This window comes from Microbacterium sp. UBA1097 (genome assembly GCF_002313585.1).
GTDB lineage: Bacteria > Actinomycetota > Actinomycetes > Actinomycetales > Microbacteriaceae > Microbacterium.
On sequence record NZ_DCBW01000046.1, the window covers coordinates 144448 to 156636 of the forward strand.

The window sequence follows — 12189 nt, forward strand, 5'->3', positions numbered from 1 at the left end:
GCGCCCAGTCTACGGGCCGGTGCGCTGCGAACCGCCTGCGCCCTAGGATGGGCCCGTGAGCGACCCGAAAGAGCCCGTCTTCCGCATGGATCCGAGCACGTTCCGCGTGCAGGATCCCCCGCGGGCCGAGCACGCCGACGTGCCGAGTGAGACGGATGCCGCAGCCGAGGCGCCGGAGGGCGACGCGGCAGAGTCCGAGGCGCCGGTCGCCCCTCGCCCGCGTAAGCCGCGCCGCCCCCTGCGCTGGGCGGATCTGATCGTCTCGATCGTGCTGTTTCTTCTCTTGGCTGCAGCGGCGGTGACGGCATCCATTTTCGGGGCGTTCCTGACCTTTGCGTCGGACTCGTGCTCGGCGACCGGGTGCAACTTCAACGTCATGACCATCGGTATCTGGGTCGCGGTGCTCTCCCCGTGGGTCGTCTTCCTCGTCGCGCTCGCCGGCTCGATCGTCATGATCGTGCTGCGCCGGATCTCGTTCTGGATTCCGATCACGGCGTTCGTCCTGATCGTTGCGCTGTGGCTGATCGGTGCCGTTCTGGTCTGGGCGGGCACCTGACCCGAGCCGCCCTACACAGGCGGCGTCCAGCCCGCTGTAACCTCGCGGCCGTACCGTGGTGGGGTGCACACCGCGACACCAGACGGCTCCTGGATGACGCACCTCATCGACTGGTCGGTCTCGCTCATGGAGATCATCGGGCCCGCAGGTGCAGGTCTTGCGATCGCGCTCGAGAACATCTTCCCGCCGCTGCCGAGCGAGGTGATCCTGCCGATGGCGGGTCTCTCGGCCAGCCGCGGGTCGTTCTCTCTTGCGGAGGCCCTGATCTGGACGACCCTCGGCTCGGTAGTGGGGGCCTTCCTGCTCTACGGGATCGGCGCCTGGCTCGGCGTGGACAGACTGCGCACGATCGCGGCCAAGGTCCCGCTACTGCGTCCGGATGACATTGATCGCACTGTCGCGTGGTTTCACCGTCACGGTGGCAAGGCGGTCTTCTTCGGGCGGATGGTGCCGATCTTCCGCAGTCTGATCTCGATCCCGGCGGGCGTGACCCGCATGCCGCTGTGGAAGTTCGGCCTGTTGACCGTCGCAGGCAGTGCCTTGTGGAACACCATCTTCGTGCTTGCCGGTTTCCTCCTCGGCGAGGCCTGGCCCGTGATCGAGCGGTACGCCGACATCCTCCAGTACGTCGTCATCGCCGCCGTAGTGGTCGGGATTGCGTGGTTCCTCGTCGTTCGCATCCGTACGCTTGTGGCCGACCGGCGCGCAGGGGATCCCAAGCCCTCCGCGGACTGAGCCCTCGGTCGCAGAGCAGCGAGCGCTCTCAGCCCGCGCAAAGCGAACCCCCACGTAGACTGGGGGAGTGCCCGCTGGCCGTGTCCATCTCGTGCGTCACGGGGAGGTCTTCAACCCGAATCGGGTCCTGTACGGACGTCTCCCCGGGTACGGGCTGAGCGACGACGGGCGCCAGATGGCCGAGCAGGCTGCGGCCTGGATCGGCGGGCTCGAGCGCCCGCTGGCATCCCTCATCGTGTCCCCGCTGCAGCGGGCGCAGGAGTCGGCCCAGCCCTTCATCGACAGGTTCGGCCTCCGGGCCACCACCGACGAGCGCGTCATCGAGCCGACCAACGTCTTCGAGGGAAAGCGCATGAAGCGCGCCCTGATGAACCCGCTGAACTGGCGGTACCTCGCTCGCCCCGCGGTGCCCAGCTGGGGTGAGCCCTACGCGCAGGTCGTCGCCCGCATGGATGCCGCGATGACGGATGCCTGGGGTGAGGCAGACGACGGCGACGTGGTCGTGGTCTCCCATCAGCTCCCTATCTGGGTGACCCACCTTGCAGTTGCCGGGCTTCCGACGCAGCACGATCCGCGGCACCGCCGGTGCGCGCTGTCGAGCGTGACGAGTTTCGAGCGGTCAGCCGACGGGTGGGTCGAGGTCGACTATGTCGAGCCCGCAGCGACATCGGGCGCCATCGACGTCGGGGCGGTGTGACGTGACGATTCGCCGTGGACGCAGGTCGGCATCCGTCGCTCTCGCGCTGGTTGGCGCCCTCGCGGTGGGCGGAGTGCTCGCCGGGTGCACCGCCGATCCGCTCGCCGACCAGTACCGGGCGGGTGACAACAAGGGCTTCATCGCGCAGAACGGAATGGAAGCCGTCGCGATTCCCATCGACCAACGCTCCGCGCCGCTGAACTTCTCGGGCGTCACCGATACCGGCGAGACGGTGACGAGCGATGACTACCGCGGTCAGGTGCTCGTGGTGAACTTCTGGTACGCCGCATGCGCGCCGTGCATCGTCGAGGCGCCCGAACTCGAGGCCGCCTACGAGGAGGTCGGCGGGGCCGATGTCGCGTTCCTCGGTCTGAACACTGCCGACGAGGCGCCGACGGCGCGATCGTTCGCCGAAGACAACGGCGTCAGCTATCCGAGCCTCATCTCGGTCGGCGACCGCGAACTCAAGCTCGCGTTCGCGGACGCGACCCCCTTGAACGCGACCCCCGTCACGCTTGTCATCGACCCCGAAGGCCGCGTCGCTGCTCGGGTCATCGGCGCGCTCTCGAGCTCGTCCATCCTCACGACTCTCGTGAAGGAAACGCTCGCGGAGAACGGATGAACGTCACCGACCTGATCGGAGGGGGAGCCCTCTGGGTTGCCGTCCCGATCGCGTTGGCGGCCGGCCTCCTGTCGTTCCTCTCGCCGTGCGTGCTGCCTCTGGTGCCCGGCTACCTCGGGTTCATCGGTGGCTCGGTGACGTCGGCCCGCAACGCCGACGGCGTTCCGGTTCCGAGCCGCGGCAGGCTGCTGGGTGGCGTGGCGCTGTTCATTGCAGGCTTCACCGTCGTGTTCTTGGCGATCACCATCCTCGGTGGTGCGCTCGGCCAGTTCTTCGTCCGCTATGGAGATCTCATCACCCGGATCCTCGGCGGCGTGATCATCTTCCTCGGCCTTGTTTTCATCGGCCTGTTCGGCTTTGCGCAGCGCACGGTCAAGCCGCAGGTCCGGGGCAACATCGGCCTCATCGGGGCACCGCTTCTGGGACTGGCGCTCGGTCTCGGGTGGGCTCCCTGTATCGGCCCCACCCTCGCAGCGATCACCTCGTTGTCGTGGAATCTCGGCGACCCCGGGCGTGCGGCCATCCTCGGCCTCACCTACTCGCTCGGACTCGGCATCCCGTTCGTCCTGCTCGCGCTCGGCCTCGGCTGGGCGACCAGCGCCGTCACCTTCCTGCGGCGCCACATTCGCGTCATCAACATCGCCGGCGGCATCCTTCTGGTGCTGCTGGGGGTCCTTATGCTCACCGGCGTCTGGACGACGCTCATGATTTCGCTCCAGGGGGTGCTCGCCAGTGTCCCCCTCCCGCTCTGACGACGTCACAGTCGATCCGCTCAGACCAGCTGACTACGCCGATACGTCAGCAGACAGCACGGATGCCGGTCGGCCGTCTTCGGACGATGCCGTGACATCTCCGGCGCTCGGGCCCGTGGGATGGGCGCGGTGGGGATGGCGCCAGCTGACGAGCATGCGCACGGCACTACTGCTGCTCCTGCTCTTGGCCATCGCGGCAATCCCCGGGTCGTTGGTTCCTCAGCGCAGCGCCGACCCCAACGGCGTGAGTCAGTACTTCACCGACAACCCGGACCTCGCGCCGATCCTCGACGGACTCCAGCTGTTCGATGTCTACACGTCGGCCTGGTTCTCGGCCATCTACATCCTGCTGTTCATCTCGCTCATCGGCTGCGTCATCCCGCGCACCCAACACCACTGGAAGGCGCTGCGCGCCAGGCCCCCGCGCACTCCCGCCAGGCTTGAGCGGCTCTCGACCCACCGCGAAACGCTGGTCGAAACGGAGGATGTCGATCCCGCAGCCTACGCAGGCGATGCTGTCGCCCTCGCCGAGCAGCAACTGCGCCGCGGCGGCTACCGAACCGAGCGCTACGACACCGCGCGTCGGGGCGCCCCGAGCTTCAGCGTCTCGGCAGAGCGCGGCTACCTGAAAGAGACCGGGAACCTCATCTTCCATGGGGCGCTCGTGGGTGTGCTCATCGCCGTGGGGGTCGGCGGGGGATTCACGTACACCGGACAGACCGTCATCATCCAGGGCGACACTTTCACGAACGCTCTCGTGGACTACTCCTCGTTCAATCCGGGGCGCTTCGTCGACGAGAACTCTCTCGTCCCCTACGCGATGACCCTCGACGAGTTCAGCGTCAGCTACGTCGCGCCCGATGAGAGCGGGGCGGGTCAGGCCGGAGACTTCGTCGCGCGCCTCACCACCCAACGCGCGGGCGAGGAGCCGACTGTCGGTGAGGTGCGGGTGAATCATCCGTTGGATGTCGCCGGCGATCGGATCTTCCTCATGGGCAACGGATACGCGCCGACCATCACGGTTCGAGGTCCCGACGGCGAGGTCGTGTACTCGGCATCCGTTCCGTTCCTGCCACAGGATCGCAACCTCACCTCGCTCGGTGTCGTCAAGGTCCCCGATGGGCTGCCCGAGCAGCTCGGACTCGTCGGCTTCTTCTACCCGACAGTGGCGGAGCTCGAGAGCGGTGCTTTGACCTCGGGATGGCCGGCGCTGGTCTACCCGGAGTTGACCTTCAACGTGTTCGAGGGAGACCTGGGTATCGATGGCGGCATCCCGCGCTCGGTGTACGCGCTTGATACGACCGACATGACCCAGCTCACGGGCGGGGACACCGGCGTCGACTCGATCCGGTTGCTGCCGGGCGAGACCGCCGAGATCCCGGGCGGCCGCGGCACGATCACCTTCGAAGACGATTCGGCTCTCACTCCCACGGGAGAGCCGGTCAAGCGCTTCGTCTCACTGTCGATCCACCGGGATGTCGCGGCTACCTGGGTGCTGGTGTTCGCCTCGATCGCCGTCGCGGGGCTGCTCGCTGCCCTGTTCGTACCCCGCCGGCGGGTGTGGGTGAAGGCGACAGTGCAGGGCTCTGCCGTGCGGCTCGAGTACGCGGGACTCGCGCGCGGCGAGGACCCGACGCTGGATGCCACGGTCGAGCGGTTCGCCGGCGAACACGGCGCTTCCCTCGCGGGGCGCGGCGCCAGCCAGCCCACGTAAACTGGCACCATGCCCGTCGATTCCGCGTTGTCCCTCGAGTCGGTCTCGTTCCTCCTGGTGTGGACCGCCATCTCGATTTACGCGCTCGCGTTCATCGCCTACGTCGTCGATCTTTCCCGTCGCTCCGCGGTAGCCGTCGAGCGCTCTGCGCAGCGTGAGCTCGTCTCGGTCGGCGCAGGGGCGGCATCCGGGGATGCCACAACGGATGCTGCATCCGCCGTGGACGAGTTGCGAGCCGAAGGGCTGGCAGCGGAGAAGAACCTCAACGCGGCGCCCGGCCGTCGCACCCGCCTGCTGTGGGCGCGCATCGGGACGAGCCTCACGTGGCTTGCGTTTCTCTTCCACGTCGGCGGCGTCATCACCCGCGGGATCGTCGCTGGCCACGTGCCGTGGTCGAACATGTACGAGTTCGCTCTGACGGGCACGGTGCTCATCGTCGCGGTCTATCTCGGGGTGCTCTTCCGCTACGACCTGCGCTTCCTCGGGTCGCTCATCACGGGCATGGTTGTGCTCATGCTCGGTGGGGCATCGCTGCCCTTCACCTTCTACGTCGAGGTCGTGCCCCTGGCTGACCCCCTCAAGAGCGTGTGGCTCGTCATCCACGTGTTCGTCGCGTCGCTCGCAACCGCGCTGTTCGCCATCGCCTTCGGTCTGTCGGTGCTACAGCTGATGCAGGCGCGCCGCGAGCAGCGGGCGATCGCCGCGGTCGGCACCGGCGCGACGGTTCGCACGGGCCCTGGGTTCCTGCGGACCCTTCCCGGCTCGGAGGCCCTCGAGTCACTCGCGTACCGCTTCGCGATCATGGGCTTCGTGTTCTGGACGTTCACGCTGATCGCCGGATCGATCTGGGCGAACGACGCGTGGGGTCGCTACTGGGGCTTTGACACGAAGGAAGTGTGGACCTTCGTGATCTGGGTCCTCTACGCCGGCTACATCCACGCCCGCGCGACGCGCGGTTGGCGCGGTTCGCGATCGGCGTGGCTGTCGATCGTCGGGTTCACTGCCGTGATCTTCAACTTCACGATCGTGAACATGTTCTTCAAGGGGCTGCACGCCTACAGCGGCCTGAGCTGAGGCTCGGTTCTCCCGATCTCCGGGGGTGGGTGCGACATCCGTGGCTGAGTCCGCGCCGGCTCGTTCTGGGCTGGCCAGACATTTCAGTCGCGCCTTGACCCGGGTGCCGAGACGTGAGACCCACACCAAGCCACGACTGAGCTGATCGTTCGCGGCCCTCAGGGGCGGGCAAGGTACTTCGGTCGCGCCTTCGCGCGGGTGTGCGCGGATCTGACCCACATCACGGCGCGACCGAACAGGCCGCACGGATGCTGCGCATGGTGCTCGTCAGCTTTCGGTCGCGCCGTGACGCGGGTGTCGGGACGTGAGACCCGCACCAACGCGCGACCGAACGGTGATGGCGGGTGGGTTAGCTAGCTCACGACCGGGGAGGCGAGGATGGCGCGGGCTGATGTCGTTCGCTTCCTGGCTATCGCGAGGATGGTCGCCACCAGGCCGAGGCCTCCCCAGATCGCAAGGCCCGCGATCCCGGCACCCACACCACCGGAATCGGTGAGCGCGCCGAGCATCGCGGTATACGCGGGTGAGGTCGGCATCAATCCGTCGATCGCCAGGAGGACCCCCGGCACCGTGGACACGATTCCGGCCGCGACCGCGAGCACACCGATAAGCGCCGCGATCCAGCGGCCCGCGCCGCCGAATACGGCAACCAGTGCCTGGTTCACGGCGGCGAAGGCGACACCGGCCAGGATGCTGACACCCGCGAAGATCGACCAGTCACCCCAGTCGTAGCCCGCAGAGATCTGCACGATCCCTGCCACGAGCAGACCTTGGATGGCCCCGATCGCTGCTGCCGGCGCCAAGGAGCGAAGGGCGAGAAGCGCCGACGGCGACCGGGAGGCGAGAGTGCGTGCGGGGAACGCGCGCAGCGCGATGAACGTACCGAGCGCGCCGAACCACAGCGCGAGCGCGGTCAGCAGCGGAATCGCGGAGGCGCCGAACAGGTCGGATCCGACGCCCTCGGCCTGCACCGGATCGGCGACGACCTCCGCGAGGCTTGCGGCCTCGGCATCCGTGTACGACGGAAGCTGGTCGACAGCCGTGTGCAGTCCGTTGGCGAGGTCGGTCGTTCCGCTCGCGAGTTGGGTCAGGCCGTCGGTGAGGCTTGTCGCGCCGGTTGCGGCCTGGGAGGCGCCGCTCTGCAGGCTCTGCGCACCGGACTGCGACTGCGTTGTTCCCTGGGCGAGCTGTGTAAGACCGTCGGAGAGACTCTGCGTCTGCGCGGCGACCTGACGAAGGCCGCCGCTCGTCTGCGAGATCAGGGTCGAGATGCCCGGAACGACCTGCCCGCCGTAGCCGGCTGCGGTTCCTGCCGCGGTGGCCGCGGATCCAGCATTCTGCGCGACCGTCGCGGCCGCGTCGGCAGCAGAGGCAACGCTCTGGCAGTAGGAGGGCGACCCGTCACAGGTCGCGGCGAGTGTTCCGAGTGTTTGCGCGAGGGCGCCGGCGCCCTGCGCGACAGTGACCGTTCCTGTGGCAGCCGACTGCATGTAGCCGTACATCGTGTTCGCGGCCGCAGGGAGCGGCGCCGCATCCAGCCCGTCGGCGATCTGGTTCTGCGCGGCAGCAAGCTGCGCTGCACCCCCAGCCGCCTGCGACGTCGAGCTCGCGATCGTCCCGAGACCGGAACCGAGCGCACCCGCGCCAGAAGCGAGTTGGTCGATGCCGCTCGCGAGCTCGGCGGATCCGTCGGCCGACTGCTGGATCCCGTCAGCGATCTGATCGGCGCCATCCGCGGCCTCACCGAGCTGCTCACCGAGGGTCGTGAAACCGAGGAAGACGTTCTCGAGGTAGGCGGTCGAGATCTGCTCGCCGGTCAAGGATGCCGCTGTCGAGGTGATCTGTGCGGTGATGGCGTCATCCACGATGCGGCTGTCGGGGGGTGTGGTGACCTCGATCGTTGCCTTCTCGGGCGTCTCGCCAGGTTGAGTGGATGTCGCGGCGGCCGAGAAGTTCTCGGGGATCGTCACGACCGCGGCGTAGGTGCCGTCGGCAAGGCCTGCCGCGGCATCCTCGGCGTTGGAGATCGTCCACGTGAGGTTGCTGTCGGTGTCGTCGGAGCCTTCGACCAGGCCCGCCGTGAGCTGCCGCCCGAGCGGCACGGTCTGTCCATTGATCGTGACGGGCTCGTCGTCGTTCACGATGGCCGCGTTCATGGCATCCAGGCGCGTGGTCGGGTTGTAGAGCGCAACGACAAGGATGCCGCCGATGAGGGCAGGAAGCAGGATGACGCCGAGGATCGTCAACCAGGTGATCGGCCGCCGAGTGCGGGCGCGTTCGAGGGGAATGCTCATGAGTGCTCCTCCGCGGATGCGGAAACTGTCATATCGGATCGAGTCGACACGGTGATCGAGCGCAGGTCGGGCCGGTGGGCGTCAGCCATCAGGCCCAGGGCCGGTCCCTCGTGCTGGGCCGAAGCCAGGATCGTGAGGGGAGGGTCCGCGTCGCCGGCGCGCTCGCGGCGAACAAGCGCCGCATCTCGCAGGAGAGCTGCCGCCTGGTCTCGGACGGCTTCTCCCTCCAGTCGGTCGAGGCCGTCGATCACGATGATCCGCGCCGATCCGCGCAGGGCCTGTGTGAGTTCGGTGAGGGGTTCGTCAGTGTCGGCGAGGAGCGCGACACCCACGTGCGAGCGCACCCACGCGGCGCGCTCGGGGAGCAGGTGCCCGGCAACTCGCAGTCGCCCGTCCGTCGGCGCGAGCCTTCCCGCGATCGTCATCAGGAATGCCCGGGCAGCGCGGGGGTCACCGGTGACGACGACGGTGTCGCCGTATTCGACACGGATGCCGACCCCGGTGAACAGGTCGGTGTCGGTTCCGTGTCGTGAACCGAAGGCGTGCACGGCCAGGTCCTCGGCAACGACAGCCGCCGTCGTCCTCGGTTCGGGCCAATCCCGCAGCGAGAGCTCCCGCTCCACTGCTTCGCCTTCGATGTCGAAGTGGGGGAGCACCCGATGCATCCATCGCGGCATCCACCACGCCTTTTCGCCGAGGAGCGCCATGACCGCGGGAACCAGGGTCATGCGCACGAGGAACGCGTCGATCGCGATACCCGCGGCAAGGCCCAGCGCGATGGGTTTGATGTTGATGTCGCCTTCGGGGACGAACGCGGCGAACACCGCGAACATGATGACCGCGGCGGCTGTGACCACGCGGGCGGATGCCGTGAATCCTGACCGGACGGCGCTGATCGCCGTCGCGCGGTCGGCTCGCCCACCGCGAGCGCGCCGCAGGTGGACGTAGTCCTCGCGCATCCGCGACACGAGGAAGACCTCGTAATCCATTGCGAGGCCGAAAAGGACCCCCATGAGGATGATCGGCATGAAGCTGATGACGGGACCGGTCTTGGACACGTGAAGGGCGTCGGCGAACACCCCCCACTCGAAGACGAGCGCGACGATACCGAACGCGGCAGCTACCGAGAGGAGGTACCCCGCTGCTGCCTTGAGGGGAACCCAGATCGATCGGAAGACGATCGTGAGCAGCACGAGCGAGAGACCCACGACGAAGACGCCGAAGGGCAGGAGCGCCCCGCCGAGTCTGTCGGAGATGTCGATGGCGACCGCGGTGAAGCCCGTGACCTTCAGGTCGACGCCGTATTCGTCCAAGAGCCGATCGTGCTGTGCCCTGAGCTCTCGCACGAGCTCCGCCGTGGCGGGGTCATCCGGTGCGGTCTCGGGAACGATCTGCACGATCCCGGTGTCGGCGGTGCGGTTCGGGGTCGCGAGCGCTACCTCCTTCACGCCGGGAATCGTGGCGATCTCATCGCCGAGATCCTGCATGAGCGTCAGCGGGTCGGTCGAGGTGACGATCGTGCCGGTCATGATGAGCGGTCCGTTGGCGCCGGCCCCGAAGTGCTCGGCGACAAGGTCGTAGCTCTGCCGCGCCTCGTTGTCTTCGGGCAGCATCCCGGCGTTGGGAAGGGCGAGCGCGAGGCTGCCGGCCGGTATCGCGAGCGCTCCGAGGAGCGCGACCACCGAGACGGTCGTGACGATCGGATGCCGGGTCACGAGCTTCACCCACGGATTCGTCTTCTTTCCGTGCGTGATGGTGGGTGCGGGTTCGGCATCGGCTGCTGACGCTGCCTCGGCAGTGGCAGTGGCAGTGGCAGTGGCAGTGGCAACTGCCGCGGCATCCTCGCGGGCTGATGTGCCGCGTCGGCGCCGCGAGGCGCGCGGCGCGCGCCGGGGCCACCCGGCAACCCGGCCCTTGACGAATCCGAGGAAGGCCGGAGTGAGGGTCACGGCGATGGCAACGGCTATCGCCACGGCGACGGATGCCGCGATGCCCATCGTCGTCAGGAAGGGGATGTTCGCGAACGAGAGGCCGATCAGCGCGATGAGCACTGTCGCGCCGGCGAACACGACTGCGGAGCCCGCGGTTCCGGTGGCGCGGGCTGCGGCCTCCTCCGGGTCCACCCCTTCGCGGACGGCATCCTGCTGGCGGGAAATGATGAAGAGGGCGTAGTCGATACCGACCGCAAGCCCCAGCATGAGGGCGAGCATCGGCGTCGTCGACGAGATCGTGGCGAAGGCCGTGGAAATGAAGATGAGCGCCATCGACAGTCCGACACCCAGCAGCGCCGTGATGAGGGGGAGCCCGGCGACGACGAATGAGCGGAAGGTGACGATCAGCACGACCAGGGCAAGGATCACGCCGAACAGCTCGACGATCGAAAGTGTCGGCAGTGACTGGGAGAAGAGGTCGCCGCCGAGGGCCACGGTGGTGCCGGCCGGAAGTTCAGCCTGCAGGGCGTCGGTGATCTCGAAGAGCTGATCCTTCGTCTCCGCGGAGACCGACGACGCCTGTCCCTCGAACTGGAAACGCACCAGGGCTGCCGATCCGTCATCGGAGATGAGACCCGAGATCGCCTCGTCGTACGGGTCGCTGACGGCGAGGACCCCGTCAATGCCCTCGATCTCGTCGATCGTCTGGGCGATGTCTTCAGGGAACGGTGCGTCCTCAACAGTCATGCCCTCGGGGGCGACGACGATGAACTGCGCACTGGTTCCCGAGACTTCAGGAAAGGTCCGCTGCAGCTCCTCGAGGCCCGCCTGTGACTCGGTTCCGGGAATCGAGAAGGTGTTGTCGGTGCCCTGCTGGAAGAGCACAGCTCCGCCGCCCGCGAGGACCAGCACGAGAAGCCAAGACGCGAGCACCCGCCACGGGTGCCGATACGCCCATCGTCCGAGGGCATAGAGAACGGTGGACACGGGTCTTCCTCCGGGAGTCGTCAAGGGGAGTCTCGATACACCGGTGTATCCGATACGCATGTGTATCGTAGACGATTGCTGAGACCAGCAGGCTGAAGGCTCGGTGTGAACACCGGTGAGGGGAGGGCGTGATGTCGGCAGATGACGCTGACGCCACCCGGCATGTGCTGCAGGCGATCGACGGCATCACCCCTGACGGGGCGCGTGGTCGCGAGCGCACTAAAGCGCGGCTGATGCGCGCCGCCTACGAGGTGTTTGCCGAAGTCGGGCTCGACGGAGCCTCGGTCGAGGCGATCTGCGAACGTGCCGGATACACGCGCGGTGCGTTCTATTCCAACTTCTCCACAAAGGAAGAGCTGTTCTTCGAGCTGGTGCGCGCGGTGACCGATCGCAAGCTCGAAGCGGTCTCCCAGCGGGTGGATGGCTTGCGCGCCCAGGATGCCGCGCTGACCCCGAACGAGCTCGTTCAGAGCGTGCTCGATGGCACCGTAGAAGGTCTCTTTGACGTTGTGCTGATGAGCGAGATCCGATTGCGTGCGATGCGCGACGACGAGACGGCGCGGGCGTACCTTGCGTGGGCTTCGAGCCTCATCGATCGGGTGCAGCGGATGATCGAATCGCTTGTCACCTCCTACGGTCTGCGGCTGCGCCTCCCAGCCCGCGACGTAGCTCGCCTCGTCTTGACAGTCTGGGAAGACGCGCTCATCACGGCAGCGATCGAGCGGATCGATGACGACGGGCTGCGTCGACGCGCAGAGTCGCAGACGCAACAGCTCGCGCTCGCGCTCGTCGACGCGGCATCCTGATCGCGCGCTAGGCCCAGCGCG

General features: G+C 67.6%; 10 protein-coding genes. 8 read left to right on the forward strand and 2 right to left on the reverse strand.

Annotated elements, in window-relative coordinates; all coding sequences use genetic code 11:
• Positions 1-55: 55 nt before the first annotated feature.
• From B4F19_RS11510 to ccsB, 7 genes are all read left to right on the forward strand, one after another.
• Positions 56-556 carry a DUF6264 family protein gene (locus B4F19_RS11510; protein ID WP_292735048.1) on the forward strand — a complete coding sequence of 167 codons (501 nt, stop codon included), beginning with the start codon at positions 56-58 and terminating at the stop codon, positions 554-556.
• 126 nt (positions 557-682) lie between these two features.
• Positions 683-1291, forward strand: a complete 609-nt coding sequence (locus B4F19_RS11515; protein ID WP_375237333.1) for a DedA family protein — start codon at positions 683-685, stop codon at positions 1289-1291.
• Positions 1292-1358: 67 nt separating this feature from the next.
• Positions 1359-1988, forward strand: a complete 630-nt coding sequence (locus B4F19_RS11520; protein ID WP_292735051.1) for a histidine phosphatase family protein — start codon at positions 1359-1361, stop codon at positions 1986-1988.
• 1 nt (position 1989) lies between these two features.
• Positions 1990-2610, forward strand: coding sequence for a TlpA family protein disulfide reductase (locus B4F19_RS11525; protein WP_228177866.1), 621 nt, complete (start codon positions 1990-1992; stop codon positions 2608-2610).
• A complete protein-coding gene (locus B4F19_RS11530; protein WP_292735054.1) occupies positions 2607-3362 on the forward strand; it encodes a cytochrome c biogenesis CcdA family protein in 756 nt (251 codons plus the stop codon). Before B4F19_RS11525 ends, B4F19_RS11530 begins: the two co-directional genes overlap by 4 nt.
• A complete protein-coding gene (resB, locus tag B4F19_RS11535) occupies positions 3343-5076 on the forward strand; it encodes a cytochrome c biogenesis protein ResB (RefSeq protein ID WP_292735056.1) in 1734 nt (577 codons plus the stop codon). Before B4F19_RS11530 ends, resB begins: the two co-directional genes overlap by 20 nt.
• Before the next feature lie 9 nt (positions 5077-5085).
• On the forward strand, positions 5086-6150 hold the full coding sequence (gene ccsB, locus B4F19_RS11540; RefSeq protein WP_292735059.1) for a c-type cytochrome biogenesis protein CcsB: 1065 nt from the start codon (positions 5086-5088) through the stop codon (positions 6148-6150).
• A 353-nt stretch (positions 6151-6503) separates the two neighbouring features.
• Here ccsB and B4F19_RS11545 read toward each other — a convergent pair whose 3' ends face one another.
• Positions 6504-8444 (reverse strand): YhgE/Pip domain-containing protein, encoded by a 1941-nt coding sequence (locus tag B4F19_RS11545; RefSeq protein WP_292735062.1) that lies wholly within the window; start codon positions 8442-8444, stop codon positions 6504-6506.
• Entirely contained in the window at positions 8441-11362 is a 2922-nt protein-coding gene (locus B4F19_RS11550; protein ID WP_292735064.1) for an MMPL family transporter, read from the reverse strand. The genes B4F19_RS11545 and B4F19_RS11550 overlap by 4 nt, the downstream gene beginning before the upstream one ends.
• Positions 11363-11493: 131 nt before the next feature.
• On the opposite strand from B4F19_RS11550, the gene B4F19_RS11555 reads away from it, so the two are divergent.
• Positions 11494-12168: a TetR/AcrR family transcriptional regulator gene (locus tag B4F19_RS11555; protein ID WP_292735066.1), complete on the forward strand. Its 675-nt coding sequence runs from the start codon at positions 11494-11496 to the stop codon at positions 12166-12168.
• Positions 12169-12189 lie beyond the last annotated feature (21 nt).

What these genes read in the sequence shown, in the direction of transcription:
- B4F19_RS11515 (WP_375237333.1), top strand. Translation starts at nt 683, where the DNA reads ATGGAGATCATCGGGCCCGCAGGTGCAGGTCTTGCGATCGCGCTCGAG.
- B4F19_RS11530 (WP_292735054.1), top strand. Translation starts at nt 2,607, where the DNA reads ATGAACGTCACCGACCTGATCGGAGGGGGAGCCCTCTGGGTTGCCGTC.
- ccsB (WP_292735059.1), top strand. Translation starts at nt 5,086, where the DNA reads ATGCCCGTCGATTCCGCGTTGTCCCTCGAGTCGGTCTCGTTCCTCCTG.
- B4F19_RS11545 (WP_292735062.1), bottom strand. Translation starts at nt 8,444, where the DNA reads ATGAGCATTCCCCTCGAACGCGCCCGCACTCGGCGGCCGATCACCTGG.
- B4F19_RS11555 (WP_292735066.1), top strand. Translation starts at nt 11,494, where the DNA reads ATGTCGGCAGATGACGCTGACGCCACCCGGCATGTGCTGCAGGCGATC.